This window comes from Evansella halocellulosilytica, assembly GCF_002335745.1.
GTDB lineage: Bacteria > Bacillota > Bacilli > Bacillales > Salisediminibacteriaceae > Bacillus_CA > Bacillus_CA halocellulosilytica.
In genome coordinates, this window is sequence record NZ_NIST01000001.1 from 3,173,570 (window position 1) to 3,191,326 (window position 17,757).

Consider the following 17,757-nt stretch of genomic DNA (forward strand, 5'->3'; position numbering starts at 1 on the left):
GCCGCCTTTCGTTCTTCAATCAACCTAGAACATCCAAAGGGGTATTTTCCAAAGTGGAAATTTACCTATAACAAAGAGACGGATACTTATACATGCCCTAATGGTAGTACCTTATCATACGCTACAACGAACCGCGAAGGCTGTCGTCAATACCATTCAAACCCTGCAGAATGTGTAAACTGTCCCCTGCTTAACCAATGTACGAAAGCCAAAAATCATAAAAAAGATCTCACAAGGCATGTATGGGAAGACAGTAAGGAAAAAAGTGAGAGAGCATAGACTTTCCGCAACAGGGAAATTCCTCTATAAAAAAGAAACCATTGAGCGAAGCTTCGCGGATGCCGAACAGCTCCACGGGCTTCGCTACTGCCGGTTACGCAGCTTAAAGGCGCATCAGAACAAGCGTTGATGACAGCGGCAGCACAGAACATAAAGAAGGTCGCAAACCACCTCTCAGCGATCTAAGAGGTGGTTTCGGCGATTCTTCACCGTAGGGTGAGCAAATTTCTTCTGACGAAAATAATAAGGAGAAACCCGCACTTCTCAAAAAGTGTGGGTTTCTCGACAATCTGACCGCCCGTAAAACGGGTGGATACTTATTCGTCGCTATAAAAATAGGCCATAAACACTTCATCATCATATTCGCCATCGACATAGATTTGCTCTTTCTGGACTCCTTCGACAACGAAACCATATTTTTCATAAAGCTGTTTAGCAACTTCGTTTTTTGCAAAAACTGTGAGGCAAATTTTATGTAGTTGATGTATTCTTCCCCATTCCAACGTATATTCCATGATCTTGCGTCCTAACCCTTTTCCTTGAGCATCTTTACTAAGCCACGTTCTAAATAATGCAGTGTGTCGTTTCATTTTTAAATCTCCGCGGACGAGACGGGCAATTCCGACAACATAACCATTAATATCGACCGCTGTGTACATATTTTCTTTATCAATCATCTCTTGGATAAATGATTGTTCTTCTTCAATGCTTCTTACTCGTTCTTTTTGAATGTAGCGACCTTGCTGAATAATATCTTCAACATTTGTAATGATGTCAAATGCATCGTCTTTAACAGCAGGACGCAATGTGACTTCTGTACCATCTTTTGCAGTAAAGTTCATAATTAGTGGTTCATTCGTTTTTTTCATAACTTTCTCCCTCTCCTTGCCAAAACTTATCTGGTTGTTTTTCGATTGGGGTTTCAATGAGATGAGAGACAGGAACAATTTTGACATTATTTTCAACAAAGTAAGGTAAAGCATCAGTAATTCCATTAAAAGTATCCATACCTTTAATTCCTACATGTCCAATCGCAATGACTTCTCCATAATCCTTTGCTAATTCACAAACTTTAAGCATTTGACGGTATACGTGACTTCGCGAAGATATGCTATCATCCAAGAAACGGTCACGTATTTCGTAAGGAATATTTAGTTCAGTTGCGAGCTCGGGAATCACGGAATCTTTATTTGTTCCACTGTCAATCACATACAATTCGTGTTCCTTTGCCACTTCTAAAACGGCTCTCATAATTCGTTCATCACTAACAACTTTTGACCCCATATGGTTATTTAATCCTTTTGCGTACGGAATGTCTTCTATCGCATTTCGGACTATCTTTTTGACCTCCTCTGTAGAGAGGTCTGACGTAATTGGGGAAGGACCAAGCCATGAGCGTTTTCCTTTTTTCGGCTCTAATGGCAAATGGATCATTACTTCCAACCCAAGCTCATTTGCTTTTTTTGCCTGTTCTGTTGAAGATTCCAAAAATGGCATAATCGCAACAGTGACCGGAATATCAGCCTCGAAATAGTGACTGACCCCGCCTGTTTTGCCTCCGAAGTCGTCAATAATGATGGCAGCTTTCGGAGCGTTCTCTGTATCGGCCTCACTGCTTGCCATCATGGTCGAAGGAAAGGCAAATATCAATGCGAGCGAAAAAATTATAACGAACAATGTGATTAATTGTAAAGAGTTTTGTTTAAGTAACACGTCGTTTGTTATAACTAAATTTTTCAATCTTCCTCTTTCTTGTTTATGCACAAAATTCACCTCTTCGTCGTTGTTTGTATAAAGGGAAAAAATTTATGAAATTTCATCTCCTCATAGGTGTCTAAACCAAAGAGCATTTACTTTACGAGCTTCTGCATGGATGGAGTGACTTCGGCGTTCCAGCTGGACGCAGGGGATTTTAGCCGACAAACGGGCGTCTTTCGCTTTTCTTATTATGCCAACTGTAAGCGTGTTCATGAAAAAATCTAAAAGAAAAAACACTGAGTTTTTATTCAGTGTTTTAAAAAGGGTAAAATATGATAGTGGGAAATTTTTATTTTCGCATTTTAAATGCGGCGTTTAGTTGTCCACGTAACATTTTTTCACGAAGACCAGATTTTTTCTTCATCTCACGACGAATTTCGAACGTCTGCATACCATCTTCCATTTTATTAGCGATGTCTACAAGTTTCTCAACGTCGTCAAAAGAATATTTTCTTGTCCCACCTTTGCTGCGTTCGGGGAAAATGAGCTTTCTTTCTTCATAATAACGAATTTGTCTTTCTGAAAGCCCAGTAAGTTCACTAACGACACCTATTGTTATCACTTTTCTGTCTTTGTAGGACAAGGATGATCACGACCTCCATCATATATCGTAATAATGATTTATGTATACTATAACATGAATGGAGAAAGCTGGATGACCTCTATGTAAGAAAATCTTACATGGATTTGTTTGATGAAAAAACAGTCCCTATTTTAATGAAAAACAAAGGGACTGCTTAATGATATTCTTTGTAAACCACAGGCTCTGTCTGTGTGAAAATAAACCTTTAAGGGTCGTATTCGTGAGATTTCTTTAAAAGTAACGAATAGTTGGAAGGTATACTGCTTGCTTTCCCCTCGTCCGTTTTTCCGTAGAAAAGAGCATTGCTTCTTCGAAATACAGCGATTTGTCTCGACGGATAAACGACAGAGCTATACTAGTAGAGGAAGAGACAGTCGCGCAGTACCTTCCACCTTTTGATGACAACTTTATTTGCGTCATGTCATTTATTATCTTAAATGATGGATACGAAATGAACATAAATATCTTTGATAACAAAAGCCCATTCCCATTTAAATTGAGATAAAAATGAGCTGAGATACAACTTCCCACAACGTTTTTTCTGCTATTAGTATGTCATTTAACTATTATCATGTACTCGAAAGAGCGCTAGGCGGTGACTCAGGCGGGAAAAGCAATCGGCGAAAATCCCCTAGGTGCATACAGTGTGGCACCTAGGAAGTTGAGGCATTGCCCGCTGCAAAGAAGACACTACGAATGCAAACGAAGTGCAGCACGAGTAGATGTCGCACTTGTGCTTTGGAGTGAAAGCGTCCGCCTTATAGCGATTTCGAATTCTATATGATTATGAAAAGGGATGTCCTCAAAATTCTTTTGGCACGGACCAAATGAATAAGGTCCCTTAAGGGACTCTGGTGGTAAAGTGCCCTTATAGGGCGAAATGAAAACCGCCCGTTTTACGGGCGGCAGATTGTCGAGAAGGGGCTGGGACAAAACCCAGTTAATAAGAGTGGCACTCACCGTCGATGAGTGCCATTTCTTCTTTTTCAGTTATTCATATTATATTTTGGGTTGATTGTTTCAAAAAACACTCGCTTGCCGCGGGCAAGGCTTCAGCTAATCGGGGTAAAATCGCCCCGATGGATCTTCAGCTCTTGCTTTTCCCGCAGGCGTCTCGTGATTTTGACAATCAACTTGGATAAGTCCGTCTAGTTTATACGTATACACAAAAAGGATACCTTCTGATAAAGTTAAAGTATCCACACAAAAACAGAATCGGAGGTATCCTTATGTATAAAGATTATAACATGAATCAAATCATTTTGCCGATGGATTTAGCCTATAAACTTCAGGAAAATGATATCGCTTTTGCCGTGAATGATATGGTAGAAGCCATCCCCGATGAGGCATTCAGTGGATTTTTACGTACAACGGGCTGTCCGGCCTATCATCCCAGAATGATGATGAAGATCATCCTTTGCGCCTATACACAATCTGTCTTCTCTGGGAGAAAAATTGAGGAGCTTTTGAAAGACAGTGTTCGGATGATGTGGCTGGCGCAAGGGTATGAACCAAGCTACCGTACGATCAACCGTTTTAGGGTACACCATGAAGTCCAAGAATTACTACGTCAGTGTTTCGTTCAATTCCGTTGTCAGCTGGTTAAAGAAAAGGTGATTGAAGATGAATCGATCTTCATCGATGGCACAAAGATTGAGGCAAATGCAAATAAGTTTACGTTTGTCTGGCGTAAATCCGTTGAAAGGTACAGCACCCGTTTAGTTGAGAAATCCAATCAACTCTATGAGGAACTTCTAGAACATGAGATCATTCCTGCAATAGAACGGGATAGCCAAAAAGAACTGTCTAACAAGGAGCTCGAAGAGGTCGTTCAGAAGTTGGATGAAACCATTGAAGGTTACGATAACCGGATTGAAACGACTCAAGACACACAGAAACGAAAACAACTTCGCTCAGAACGGAAAGCACCTAAACAGTACCGTAAAAAGTTCAAGGATTTTGCCGCGCGTAAACAAAAATACAAGCAGGATCTTGCGACCCTGGGAGATCGAAACAGCTATTCCAAGACAGACCATGATGCCACGTTTATGCGGATGAAAGATGACTACATGAAGAATGGTCAACTGAAAGCCGGATATAATCTTCAAATTGCAACCGAAGGACAATATACGCTCGCTTATGACATATTTCCAAATCCAACTGATACTCTGACGTTGATCCCTTTTTTGAATACAATTGAAAAAGGTTTCTTTTCGTTGCCATCATTTATCGTTGCGGATGCCGGTTATGGCAGCGAACAGAATTATGATGATGTGTTAAACAACCGCCAACGGATGCCACTCATCACCTACAGCATGTATCGAAAAGAGAAGAAAAAAGCGTATAGAAACAATGCTTTTAACGTAGCCAATTGGCATTTTGATCAGGAGGGTGAAACATTTATCTGTCCAAATGGTAAGAGAGTAAATTTCCGGTATACTTCGAATAAGACAGATAAAGCAGGGTTTCAACGCACGTTTAAGGTTTATGAATGTGAAGACTGTTCCGAGTGTCCCTTGCGGGCACAATGTACAAAGGCCAAAGAGGGAAATAACCGAAAGGTTTATTACAATGAAAAATGGGAGAACCAAAAAGCTTATATTCGTGAAGTGCTTTCGGAACAGAAAACAGGCGAGATTTACGGGAAACGTAAAATCGATGTCGAGCCAGTCTTCGGGTTTCTGAAGGCTAATTTGCATTTCACCCGAACGTCGGTGAGAGGCAAAAAGAAGGTAAAAAATGAATTAGGATTTGCACTTATGGCGGTGAACTTGAGAAAGTACACCGCCCGACAGTCTCATCAACCTATTTTAGGTCAACAAAACGGTGCCAACTATCGAAAAGCGATAATTGACACCGTTTTTTACTTAATTTGAGACTGTTTTGTCCCAGCCTCTTCTCTTTATTATTTTCGTCAGAAGAATTTGCTCACCCTACGGTGAAGAATGGCCGAAACCACCTCTTAGCTCGCTGAGAGGTGGTTTGCGATCTTTTTTATGTTCTGTGCTGCCGCTGTCATCAACGCTTGTTCTGATGCGCCCTTTAAGCTGCGTAACCGGCAGTGGCGAAGCCCGTGGAGCTGTTTGGCATCCGCGAAGCTTCGCTCAATGGTTTCTTTTCTTTTTTTATAGAGGAATTTCCCTGTTGCGGAAAGTCTATGCTCTCTCACTTTTCCTTACTGTCTTCCCATACATGCCTTGTGAGAACTTTTTTATGATTTTTGGCTTTCGTACATTGGTTAAGCAGGGGACAGTTTACACATTCTGCAGGGTTTGAATGGTATTGACGATAGCCTTCGCGGTTCGTTGTAGCGTAAGATAAGGTGCTACCATTAGGGCATGTATAAGTATCCGTCTCTTTGTTATAGGTAAATTTCCACTTTGGCAAATACCCCTTTTTAGGTTTGAAGCGGCGGTGTGCGATAACCCCCATAATATGGCGATCTTCTAACCCTTTACATAAGGGAATGGTTAAGTAGCCCGCGTCTAATCCGACAGCTTCCACATTGAAACCAAATGTCTTTATCTGACGGTCCAGTCGATTTAAATACGGCAGGGAATCATGGATATTTCCTGGTGTTAAATGAACATCAGTAATAATATTAAATTTCATGTCTGTTGTCCGATGGTCTAAATAAAAGAACCCTTCGGGCTTTCCATCCCTGAACATATAGCCGCTTTCTTTATCTGTCGTACTGACTTTAATCTCTTTTTCTTTTATCTCTTTCCGGTAAGGGCTTTTTTCCATGTGCTTTTCGATCCTCCTCAACCGCTTTATTTAGATCTTCTATGTACTCGCGTGTTTCAACTTGAACCGTCTTCTTAGTGAATTTCCGCTTATTTGCATTGGCTTTAAGGTGGGTAGAATCAGTAAATAAAGCTCTCCCGCCAACCATACGATGCTTCATAGCCAGAAGAACGGTCTCATCAAATATCTCTTGAAAAATGTCTGTTTCTTTAAACCGTTTATGCCGATTGAAGCTTATGGTGGAATGGTGAGGAACCGAATCAGTTAGACTTAATCCTAAAAACCATCGATAAGCAATATTTGTCTCAATTTCTTTTTCTAACTGTCTTTCAGATCGGATACCGTAAAGGTATCCAATAAACAGCATTTTAAAAAGCAAAACCGAATCAATTGGTGGGCGACCGTTCTTCACTGTAGTAAGGTTTTACTTTGTCATATATGAAGGAAAAATCAATTGTGGCATCAATTTTTCTTAGTAAGTGGTCGTCTGGGACTAACTGATCGATAGAGACCATTTCGTGTTCAACTTGTTTTGCACGAATGGGGCGTAACACACGATCACCTCACGAGTGGTTTTATCTATATTATACTATATTTACCTGAATAATCAGATAAAATTGTCGAAAAAATAACCATCATTTCTAAATAGGAAACGATGGATGTTCTAGGTTGATTGAAGAACGAAAGGCGGCGACTCCAATGGGATCAGCGCAGTCTGAAAATCCATTCTGACGATGCTTCGCTGAGTCGGAATTAGTTGAAGACAAGCCCCATGGAAAGCGTCCGCCGGGAGGGATGAGATCGTGAGATATCATACTTTTCTTTAAAAAAAAAGGCTGTTGAGATGACTTTCTCAACAGCCTGCCGCCCGTTTTACGGGCGGATACTTATTAATCGAAATTTATCCTGAATGATTTTTATCATTGTCGATTTGCTGTTTCATCAGCTTCTTTAATTCTCTTACTTCTTCACGTAAAGCCTTTACTTCCTCATGAGTTTCATTTACATCCTCTTCATCAGATGTATCAGATTTTTCAACATTATTGACGATTACGCCAATAAATAAGTTGAAAATGACAAAAGTACCAACGAGAACGAAAGCGACAAAGTAGACCCACGACCAAGGAAGTTCATGGAAAATAGGTCTCATTACTTCACTTGCCCATGATTCTAACGTGACAACTTGGAATAAAGTTAATAAAGATAATTCCAATGTTCCGAAATATTCAGGTGCGACAGTTTGGAAAAGCATCGTTCCTGTTACTGCAAAAATATAAAAGATGATACTCATAAGTAATAAAATGTTACCGAGTGAAGGGATCGTCATGACGAGAGCATCGACAAGCTTTCGTAAAGAAGGGATCACAGAGATCGCTCTGAAAACCCGGAGTACCCGCAAGATTCGAAGGACGGTAACGAAGTGAGCCCCGGCAAAGACATGCCCTGCAGTTACAATTAAAAAGTCAAACCAGTTCCAACCGCTTTTAAAAAAATCTTTATAGCTCGGACCTGCCAGTAACCGCATCACAATTTCAACCGTAAAAATCCATAAAAGAATCAAATCGAGAGTAAAAAAGAGCGATTTATGATCTGCGTAAATGGTTGGGTAAGTTTCAATTCCAACGATAATTGCATTGATTAAAATAAGGAATATAATCGTAGATTGGAAATATTTATGTTCAACAATAGTATGGAGCTTTTGTTTCCACATAGGCATATTGTTATTTGTCATGTTTTTGCCTCCATCATACAATACTCAACTTCTACCATTCTACTAAAAAGACGATGAAGAATAAATAGAAATTACTTGGCAACACTTATTAAAACGAAGGTAGGTGCATAATCAAGCAGTCTGTTAAAACAGCAAATGAGCAGTCCAAAATGCCTTTTAAATAAGAAAAAACGAGCTGACGGCTCGTTTTTACTCTGCGTAATATATACCCCCGCTTCATATATGGAGTGACTGATCTTGCAGAGGAAGATGCACGCTCAACTACGAGTATCGCAGGAGTATTTTCATAAAGGAAAGCTCTTCACTAGAGCCCGCTGCTGTCGCCCTTTCGAGCATATGAGGATTGAAGAGGCTGCTTTGTGTTACTTTGGCCAAGTTGTTGAGATCGTTGCCAGGCAGCTAAAATACATGAAATGATCGAATTTTGGACATCTTGAGAATGGAGGACATTAAAACCCGCTTCCGTTGTCCCACCTGGACTCATTATTTGTTTATATAGTTCATTCGGGGTGCTATGTCCTTCTTGGACACGCTTACTCGCCCCATATAATGTTTGAGCCACTAATTTTTTTGCTAGCGGGTAATCGATATTCATTTCTCCCGCAGCTTTCTCAATGGATTCCATTAAATAGTAAATATAAGCTGGACCTGTGCCTATCAATGCGGTCATCGCATCCATTTGATCTTCGATGACAATTGCTGTCTCTCCAACGATAGAGAAAAGGCTTTGGATCGTATGTTTTATATCGTTGGAAACACTATTTCCAAAACATAATGTCGTCATGGAAGCACAAACAGTGGCCGATGTGTTTGGCATCGTTCTTACGACTGGCACGCCAGCAGGAATAAATGATTCAATATTGTGTATCGTCACTCCAGCCATAACAGAGATGACCGGAGTAGAAGCGTTTAAGTTATTGATATAAGGGAGTAAGGCTTCTTCCCAATCTTTAGGTTTACAGGCGAGGATAATGATTCGATCGTCTTGAACTAAAAAGTCAGCATTTCGTGTCGATTGAATTCCATACTTGTTTTTCAGTTCGCTAAGTCTTTCGTCGTTTCCCCGGTTTGTAACGAGAATTTGTTCCCCAAGAATCTTATTGCTGTACATCCAACCAGCTATTAATGATTCTGCCATTGATCCAGCTCCGATAATAGAAAGATTGTGCATTTGTTCCACCCTTCCTTTGCAAAAAGCATTTCTTTTCAGAAAAATATAAATTTCTCCTATTATTAACGGTGAGCGATAAACTGTCAACGTTTTTTATTCGACGTTTTTCACAAAGCTACCGGGTAAGGATTGTATAGGAGTATGGACATAATTTGTCCAATATGTAAGACAAGGACTGATTGACAATTTATAATGGAAATGATGAATTTTAGAGAGGGATCGATGTGTATGATAGATTGGAACAAACAACGAGTTGCCATAACTGGTGCTTCAAGCGGGATTGGTGAGGAAATTGCCAAGGAGGTAGCAAGAAGGGGCGGGATGCCGATCATGATGGCTCGTTCTTATGGAAAACTTCTACAAATTGCTACTGAAATCAAAGATGAAACTGGGATATCCGCATTTGTTTATGAAGTTGATATATCTAGTAAAGATAATATTAAAAATACGTTTAAGAATATTCAAAACTCGGTTGGTGATGTGACTGTTTTGATCAATAATGCAGGGTTTGGACTTTTTAATCAAGTACAAGATGCATCGATAGAAGATGTTGAAGCAATGTTTCAAGTGAATGTATTTGGTGCTATTTCATGTACGAAAGCAGTTCTTCCATCGATGGCGAATAAGTATCAAGGTCACATTATTTTTATTGCCTCCCAAGCGGGAAAGCTAGCAACTCCCAAATCAAGTGGTTATTCTGCATCAAAGCATGCGATTTTAGGATTTGCGAACAGCTTACGTATGGAAGTCAGTGAACAAAACGTTCAGGTCAGTGTTGTGAACCCCGGTCCGGTACGAACAAAGTTTTTCGATGTTGCCGATAAAAGTGGGGAATATCAAAAAAATGTTGAACGGTACATGTTATCACCGAAGAAAATAGCTGTAAAAACGGTAAATTTAATTGAAAAACCTAAAAGGGAGTTGAATCTTCCTTTATGGATGAATGCTGCAGCTAAAATGTATCAGTTATTTCCACAACTTGTAGAAGGTGTTGCGGGGAAGCAATTTCGAAAAAAATAATGTTGAAAAGAGTATCTCATTGATTTCGGCTGAATATGAGATACTCTTTTTTTACTTCTTTTCGCCGATAGGCAGGCACCTTGCGCTTTTTTTATAAATAGTCTTCAGAGTTAATAATGGCTTAGCTCATCTTACTACATGGTCCATTTTTCCAGTTGATAAATCGAATCGCTATTACATATAATAAATTAACCGGAGGGAACATTTGTTCTTATTTTAGGAGGTAGAAAGTTGGATGTACCTTACGATTCTTTGCCAAAACGGACCATTTTTTGTATTGATATGAAGAGCTTTTATGCGAGCTGTGCTGCTGTAGGCCTCGGCCTTGACCCTTTAACGTCTCATCTAGCTGTTGTAGGGGATACAGAGCGTGACGGGAGTGTTATTTTAGCGGCAACACCATCTTTAAAAAGGGATTTCGATATTAAAACCGGGAACCGTCTTTTTGAAGTGCCGAAAGATCCACGTATTAAACTTGTGAATGCAAAAATGGCGACATATTTAAATATTTCTGTTCAAGTTACAGAGCTGTTTCATCAATATGTCCCGATGGAAGCGATTCATACGTATAGTGTTGATGAAAGTTTTCTTAACATTTACGGGACCGAACGGCTCTGGGGAGATACTTGGGAGTTGGCTGAAAGAATACGCAATGACATATATAGGCGCTTTGGCCTTTCTTGTGCGATTGGAATTGGTCCAAATATGCTTATGGCGAAAGTATGTCTGGATATTGAAGCGAAAAAGCGTGGGATCGTGAGATGGACATATGACGATGTGGAGACTAAGCTTTGGTCTATTTCCCCTCTACAGAAAATGTGGGGGATCGGCTCAAGAGTAGAAAAGAGGCTGCACCGAATGGGGATTTTTTCAGTTGGCCAACTAGCCTCCTATTCGTTATCTAAATTAGAAAAGGAATTTGGAGTGATAGGAAATCAGCTTTATTACCATGCAAGGGGAATTGACCTTTCAGAGCTAGGGACACCCATTTTAAATGGCCAAATTAGTTATGGGAAAAGTCAAATCTTGATGAGAGATTATGACAATCCAGTTGAGATAAAGCGAGTCATATTAGAAATGTGTGAAGAAGTAGCTGCCCGGGCGCGTCATGAAAAACGCGCTGGTCAAACAATTTGTCTCGGTATTGGATACAGTAAGGAGGCAACAAACGGAGGTTTTCATCGGCAATTGACTGTAGCTGAACCGACAAACATTACGGTCGAATTATATCATGCATGTTTGCAGCTGTTTGAGCAACATTACGATGGAAATGTCGTACGTCGTATTTCTGTTGCGTTAGCAAATGTTTGTGATGACGATTCCATTCAGTTAAATCTTTTTGATGAAACACGCCCGAAACAGCGCGCTCTAGGGTATGCAATGGATGAAATACGGAGAAAGCATGGAGCCAACGCATTATTGCGAGGTGTTTCTTATGCAGAAGGAGGTACTGCTCGGCACCGAAATAAACTCGTCGGAGGTCATAAAGCATAGAAAAAGGGGAGCGGTTTGTTTATGCCGCTCTCCTTTATCCTTTGGCTGAAAGGTCAATAATATCAGAGAATGAAACTTCTTTCTTTCCGTCTTTCGTATTCATGACTAAATTTCGTGCGGTTTGGTCAATCCGGACGACTTCTCCTTCAATAGAAGATTCAATACCGTCATGGAACAAAGTAAGCTGCAACGGGTGCTTTTCATAATAGGCTGTTCCAAGCACGCGGCTCCATTCTTCAAAAACCTGAACATCAAGTTCAGGCTTTTCTTTTCGTTCATGCTGTTCCTTTAGTTCTTTTAAGCGTTGAACGTGCTCAGGAAGCATCATCGATGTCCATTTAATTACACCACGATCACGGTTCACAATGACGATCACTCCTCTTAGATTTATCAGTTATTTCAGTGATTATAGAACGTATGTTCCTATTCTATGCTAAAATTAAAAAACTTACAAGTGAAAGTTATGGAAGAAAAGGAATCCGTTCCTGCGGACGTTTTCACCCCAGGGCACCATCTACTCATGCTGCACTTCGTTTGCATTCACAGTGTCTTCTTTGCAGCGGGAAATGACTCAACTTCCAAGGTGCCACACAGCTTTTAAAAATAGGCTCTTTTTACATGAATTGTTATTTTATTGTTCATTCGAAGAAGTCAAGGGTGTCTCTCAAGCGACTATTTCTTCACGTGGTGACTTTAGCATTCCCGCAGGATGCGGAGGTTTTAGTCGAAGTTCTAACTCTAACGAGCTGTTCGGCGGACACGTTTCATCGATAATGAAGTAAAAATCCCTTAAAATGTAAAGAAATTTTCACAAATGCGCTAGATCGAAAACGCTTTCGACATGTATAGTAATAGATGTAAATAACTAAGTGATTTCATTCACAAGATTAAATAATGAAGGAGCAGGCGATTAAAATGATCGTAAAAGATTTAGTTGAAACGAGAGAGCTATTAAGTGAAGAAGTAAATGACGGAGTAGTCATCATTTATGAGCGTTTTGAAAATGTAGATTGCCACTGTGACGGTGAAATGATTGAAGAGCTAGAATGTGACCCGGAGGAAATGGTGCAATTATTAAGAGTCAACCCAGCTTCGTGTGAATCGTTAAAAAATATAAAAACCTATACACTCGGCAAAGATTTTCAATCTGTTGAGGACGTGATTGATGATATTCGAATCAATTATTCATCGATGTTAAATCGTGAGGATCCTCTTTCTCTTCGTTAAACAAGGAGGGTTTTTTAATTCGAGTCTGTAGGATATAATAGGCAGTAGCGGATTAAAAAAGGGGCGAATTGTGTTGGTTAAAGTGTTATTTGTATGCTTAGGAAATATTTGCCGTTCGCCAATGGCAGAAGCAATTTTTCAAGATAAAGTAAAAAAAGCTGGTTTAGAAGATCAATTCCAAATTGATTCAGCCGGTACTGGAGATTGGCATGTCGGAAACCCTCCACATGAAGGCACAATAGAAATATTGAAGCATTGTGAAATTGACCATCAACATTTAAGGGCGAGGCAAGTCGTGAAGGACGATCTTAAAACCTTTGACTATATTATCGGCATGGATGCTTCAAATATTGGAAATTTGCATCGAATGAAAGGATTCACGGAGTCTGGAGAAATCGCAAGACTGCTCGATTTTGTGGTGGAGGGACAGGTGGAAGATGTTCCAGATCCCTATTTTACTGGAAACTTTACTGAAACATATGAATTAGTTGAAGAAGGATGCGAAAGGCTTTTAACATACATTCGCGAAAAGGAAAATATGTAAGAGAAAGGAGCTCACCTCATATACGGTGGTGCTTCTTTTTTTACGAACATAATTTATAAACCTTATGAACGATGTTTTTTCGTTGATTCTGCAATGGGACAAAGTGTCATGAATACATATAAAGAATTATAAGGGAATAGTACCACAATGCAACAGAAATGAGGGGAAGATCATGTGCGGAATAACAGGTTGGGTGGATTTTAGACAATCATTAAAAAATAAAAGAAACGTGATTGAGAGTATGGCAAAGACTCTGAAGCACAGAGGACCGGATGCAGCAAATGTGGACGTTAATGACCATGTTCTTTTCGGTCATACTCGGTTAATTGTTGTTGATCCTTCAGGCGGATCACAGCCAATGAAGAAAACAATTCAAGGAAATCACTATACGATATGCTATAACGGAGAATTATACAATACAGAAGATCTAAGAGGAGAGCTAAAGCAGGCAGGATATTCATTTCAGTCACATTCAGATACAGAAGTTTTATTAACAGCATACATCCATTGGCGTGAAGGGTGCGTAGAAAAACTTAATGGAATTTTTGCCTTTGCGATCTCAGATGAACAACGAAAGTCTGTCTTTATTGCGCGAGACCGGCTTGGTGTAAAGCCATTGTTCTTTTATAAATTAAATGAAGGGTTACTGTTTTCTTCTGAAATAAAAGGAATATTAGAACATCCAGAAGTGACTGCTACGTTAAACGAAGAAAGTCTGCAAGAGGTACTCGGATTGAGTCCCTCAAGGACCCCAGGACATGGTGTGTATAAAGGAATGGAAGAATTACGACCTGCTCATTGGCTTAGAATGTCACAAGAAGGAATTGAAAAACGTCGATACTGGCAAGTGAAATCGCAAAAACATCGTGATTCAGAATTAGAAACAGCTGCAAATGTTCGATCATTATTTACAGATGCTGTTGAAAGGCAGCTAGTTGCAGATGTTCCTGTATCCACCTTTTTATCTGGTGGCGTTGATTCAAGTGCAATCACAGCGATCGCAAGTCATTATTTTCAAAAACATAGTCGAGGTACACTTCGGACATATTCAATCGATTATGAAGATAACGAGCTGTTTTTTAAAGAAAGCAAATTTCAGCCAAATAGCGATAAACCATGGATTGAGAAAATGTCGAATGCATTTCAGACGAATCATCAACGATGTGTCATTTCGAATGACGAGTTATTTGAGTATTTGAAGGAAGCAATGTACGTTCGTGATCTACCTGGAATGGCTGACATTGACTCTTCACTGTTGTGGTTCTGTAAACAAATTAAACAGGATGTTACAGTCGGTTTATCTGGAGAATGTGCGGATGAAATCTTTGGTGGATACCCTTGGTTTCATGACGAAACGATGATGAATCAGCCTATCTTTCCATGGATGAGTTCGTTGAAGGAACGGGAATCTATGCTCCAGCCTAAATGGAAACAGCGTCTTGACTTACAATCATACGTAAAAGAACGTTATGATCAGACATTGGCTGAGGTTCCGCAATTTGAAGGTGAAAAAGGGATTGACCAAAAAAGAAGAGGTTTATTTTATGTAAATATGCTTTGGTTTATGACGACGTTACTTGACCGAAAAGACCGGATGAGTATGGGGGCAAGTTTAGAAGTGCGTGTACCGTTTGCTGATCATCGATTAGTCGAGTACGTCTGGAATATACCTTGGGAAATGAAAATGCTGGAAGGACGCGAAAAAGGAATATTAAGAAAAGCACTTGAAGGTATCTTGCCTTATGAGATTCTTTATCGTAAGAAAAGTCCATATCCGAAAACACATAATCCAGCATATACGAAGTTAGTGACAAACGGGCTCAAGTCAATATTGGAAAATAAACAGCAATCTCCGTTGTATGATTTGTTTGATCGGGAAGAATTAAACAAATTAGTAGATACAGAAGGTTCATCCTTTGCAAGTCCTTATTTTGGTCAGTTAATGACAGGACCTCAGTATATGGCTCATTTAATACAAATGCATTTTTGGCTCGAAGAACGAAAAGTAAAAATCCAACTGTAGGTTGTTGGCAAAGATTCTTATCGGTTGTTTTATTGAAAATTCGAAGAAGTGTGGGTAGGAGGCTCAGGCGGATTAAGCCATAGTCATGGATTTGAACAATCATAATAATATGATCCAAAAGCAACAATCAATCTTTAATAAAACAGCCCCATAAAAAGACTTCTATTTAAGGAATAATGATCGTAAATATAGTTGTGAACTAAAATATCATTAATTTAACAGAAGATTCGAAATAATCGAAGGAATTATGAGCTAAATAGAGAAGTAATGTGATTGAGCTATTCAAATAAGGGGAGGTATCAAAATGAACTTAGGAGGTTACAAAAACCGAGAAGCTTGGGTCGATCTGTCGGAAGGTAAAGTCGAATATCGGAAGCTTAATGAAGAGGACGCGAAAAAATATGTAGGTGCACGAGGCTTAGGAGTTAAGTATTTAGTCGATCATGAAATTTATAAAGTTGATCCACTCTCACCGGAAAATATGCTTGCTGTTATGACAGGGCCGTTAACAGGTACAAGGATCAATATGAGCGGACGTTTATGTACAGTCACTCGCTCCCCACTTACTGGAACCGTGACAGATTCCCATATGGGAGGCTGGACAGCAGCCCGTTTAAAATGGGCTGGTTTTGACAATTTAATTTTTACCGGAAAAAGTGAAAATCCTGTTTATTTATATGTGGAAAATGGTGAAGCAGAATTAAAGGATGCTTCAAATCTCTGGGGCAAAGGGGTCCGATCTACAGTCAAGGCACTTCAAGACCTTTATGGAGATAAAGATACGAGCATTATGACGATTGGGCAAGGCGGAGAAAACTTAGTGAAATTTGCTGGATGGATGAATGAAGATGATCGTGCGTCGGGCAGGGGCGGAACCGGTGCAGTAGCAGGGTCGAAAAATTTAAAAGCAATCGTTATTAAAGGGGCACAAAGAGGGAATATGCCAGAACCAGCTATGCCTGATAAATATCCTGCTGCTGTGAAAAGCGGCTTAAAGGCGATTACAGAAGGAGTGTTAACAGCTCCTAATAAAGGCGGTCTGTCCGTATATGGAACGAATGTACTAATGAACATCATTAACGAATCAGGAGCATTGCCATCACGCAACTCACAAGTGACTCACTACAACGAAGCGGAAGCAGTTAGCGGAGAAACCGTTCGTGAGGAGATATTAGTAGGCGAGCCGACGTGTCACGCCTGTCCTGTAGCATGTAAAAAAGAAGTTGAAGTGAGTGACGGCAAATATAAGGTCAAAGTGGAGAGCTTTGAATATGAATCGGCCTGGGCTCTTGGGCCGAATTGCGGTTCACATAATAAAGAGGCAATCGCTTATATGATTGACCGCTGCAATGAATACGGGATCGATACGATTGAGTTAGGAAATGCTTTTTCAGTAGCGATGGAAGCTTATGAAAAAGGGCTAATGAAAGAACGTCTCGATTGGGGCGATGTCGATACGATGATTGCATGGATCGATAAGATCGTATATCGAAAAGGGATTGGTGATATTTTAGCTGATGGTCCGGGGAGGGCAGCAGCAGCATTTGGCGATCCTAATATTGCGATGGTTGTGAAAAATCAAGCGATACCTGCATACGATCCACGCGGTATACAAGGTATGGGGCTCGCGTACGCAACAAGCAACCGTGGCGCATGTCACTTAAGAGGATACACGGTATCCGCCGAAATTGCAGGAATTCCTGAGCCTGTAGACCGTAATACGGTGGAAGGAAAAGGAGAACTTTTAAAAATATTCCAAGATTTGCATGCTTTCTCTGATTCACTTGATTTATGTAAATTCTCTGCTTTCTCAGAAAATGCTGATTTGTATGCTGAGCAATACTCGGCAGTTGTTGGCATTGAATTAACTGGTGATGATATTATGAAAATAGGTGAACGAGTATATAATATCGAGAGGCTATTTAATAATAAAGCTGGATTCCTTCGTGATGAAGATAATCTTCCAGGTCGATTCTTGAAAGAACCGGCCACTGGAAACTCAGATGGGGAAGTTTGTCATTTGCCGGAAATGCTAGAAGAATACTATAAAATCCGTGGCTGGAAAGAAGGGGCCGTTACTTCAGAGAAGCTGAAAGAATTAAGTATTGAAGTGAATGTCGGAGCTTAAATAACTAACCGCCCGTAAAACGGGCGGTTTAAAAAGAATGTAATAAGAAAA

Annotated in this window: 13 protein-coding genes and 2 pseudogenes; 8 read left to right on the forward strand and 7 right to left on the reverse strand. The window is 40.0% G+C overall.

Features of this window, described 5'->3' with window-relative positions; all coding sequences use genetic code 11:
* Positions 1-36: 36 nt before the first annotated feature.
* Positions 37-465 (forward strand): annotated as a pseudogene (locus CD001_RS15220) (transposase); the annotation flags it as partial.
* A 131-nt stretch (positions 466-596) separates the two neighbouring features.
* On the opposite strand, the gene CD001_RS15225 reads toward CD001_RS15220, so the two are convergent.
* The 3 genes from CD001_RS15225 to CD001_RS15235 form a co-directional block, all read right to left on the reverse strand.
* A complete protein-coding gene (locus CD001_RS15225; protein ID WP_096188517.1) occupies positions 597-1,148 on the reverse strand; it encodes a GNAT family N-acetyltransferase in 552 nt (183 codons plus the stop codon).
* Entirely contained in the window at positions 1,132-2,043 is a 912-nt protein-coding gene (locus tag CD001_RS15230; RefSeq protein ID WP_257009823.1) for a divergent polysaccharide deacetylase family protein, read from the reverse strand. Before CD001_RS15230 ends, CD001_RS15225 begins: the two co-directional genes overlap by 17 nt.
* Positions 2,044-2,326: 283 nt before the next feature.
* Positions 2,327-2,620, reverse strand: a complete 294-nt coding sequence (locus tag CD001_RS15235; protein WP_096188518.1) for a MerR family transcriptional regulator — start codon at positions 2,618-2,620, stop codon at positions 2,327-2,329.
* 1,229 nt (positions 2,621-3,849) lie between these two features.
* Between CD001_RS15235 and CD001_RS15240 the strand changes: the two genes are divergently transcribed.
* On the forward strand, positions 3,850-5,496 hold the full coding sequence (locus CD001_RS15240; protein WP_257009824.1) for an IS1182 family transposase: 1,647 nt from the start codon (positions 3,850-3,852) through the stop codon (positions 5,494-5,496).
* Between the two features lie 86 nt (positions 5,497-5,582).
* Here CD001_RS15240 and CD001_RS15245 read toward each other — a convergent pair.
* The 3 genes and pseudogenes from CD001_RS15245 to proC all read right to left on the reverse strand — a co-directional run bounded on the left by CD001_RS15245 (position 5,583) and on the right by proC (position 9,270).
* A pseudogene (locus CD001_RS15245) lies at positions 5,583-6,921 on the reverse strand (IS1182 family transposase).
* 347 nt (positions 6,922-7,268) lie between these two features.
* Positions 7,269-8,099 (reverse strand): ion transporter, encoded by an 831-nt coding sequence (locus CD001_RS15250; RefSeq protein WP_257009825.1) that lies wholly within the window; start codon positions 8,097-8,099, stop codon positions 7,269-7,271.
* A gap of 304 nt (positions 8,100-8,403) precedes the next feature.
* Positions 8,404-9,270, reverse strand: coding sequence for a pyrroline-5-carboxylate reductase (gene proC / locus CD001_RS15255; protein ID WP_096188519.1), 867 nt, complete (start codon positions 9,268-9,270; stop codon positions 8,404-8,406).
* Between the two features lie 228 nt (positions 9,271-9,498).
* Here proC and CD001_RS15260 point away from each other — a divergent pair, with 228 nt between their 5' ends.
* Positions 9,499-10,290: an SDR family NAD(P)-dependent oxidoreductase gene (locus CD001_RS15260; RefSeq protein WP_096188520.1), complete on the forward strand. Its 792-nt coding sequence runs from the start codon at positions 9,499-9,501 to the stop codon at positions 10,288-10,290.
* A gap of 282 nt (positions 10,291-10,572) precedes the next feature.
* The gene (locus tag CD001_RS15265; protein ID WP_096190632.1) at positions 10,573-11,784 is read left to right on the forward strand and encodes a Y-family DNA polymerase; all 1,212 of its coding nucleotides are present in this window, start codon (positions 10,573-10,575) and stop codon (positions 11,782-11,784) included.
* 34 nt (positions 11,785-11,818) lie between these two features.
* On the opposite strand, the gene CD001_RS15270 is transcribed toward CD001_RS15265, so the two are convergent.
* Positions 11,819-12,148: a YolD-like family protein gene (locus CD001_RS15270; RefSeq protein ID WP_096188521.1), complete on the reverse strand. Its 330-nt coding sequence runs from the start codon at positions 12,146-12,148 to the stop codon at positions 11,819-11,821.
* A 551-nt stretch (positions 12,149-12,699) separates the two neighbouring features.
* Between CD001_RS15270 and CD001_RS15275 the strand changes: the two genes are divergently transcribed.
* The 4 genes from CD001_RS15275 to CD001_RS15290 all read left to right on the forward strand — a co-directional run bounded on the left by CD001_RS15275 (position 12,700) and on the right by CD001_RS15290 (position 17,706).
* Positions 12,700-13,011 carry a hypothetical protein gene (locus CD001_RS15275; RefSeq protein WP_096188522.1) on the forward strand — a complete coding sequence of 104 codons (312 nt, stop codon included), beginning with the start codon at positions 12,700-12,702 and terminating at the stop codon, positions 13,009-13,011.
* A gap of 73 nt (positions 13,012-13,084) precedes the next feature.
* Complete coding sequence (locus CD001_RS15280; protein WP_096188523.1) at positions 13,085-13,555, forward strand: low molecular weight protein-tyrosine-phosphatase; 471 nt, start codon at positions 13,085-13,087, stop codon at positions 13,553-13,555.
* A 172-nt stretch (positions 13,556-13,727) separates the two neighbouring features.
* Complete coding sequence (asnB, locus tag CD001_RS15285; RefSeq protein WP_096188524.1) at positions 13,728-15,578, forward strand: asparagine synthase (glutamine-hydrolyzing); 1,851 nt, start codon at positions 13,728-13,730, stop codon at positions 15,576-15,578.
* Between the two features lie 304 nt (positions 15,579-15,882).
* The gene (locus tag CD001_RS15290; protein WP_096188525.1) at positions 15,883-17,706 is read left to right on the forward strand and encodes an aldehyde ferredoxin oxidoreductase family protein; all 1,824 of its coding nucleotides are present in this window, start codon (positions 15,883-15,885) and stop codon (positions 17,704-17,706) included.
* Positions 17,707-17,757 lie beyond the last annotated feature (51 nt).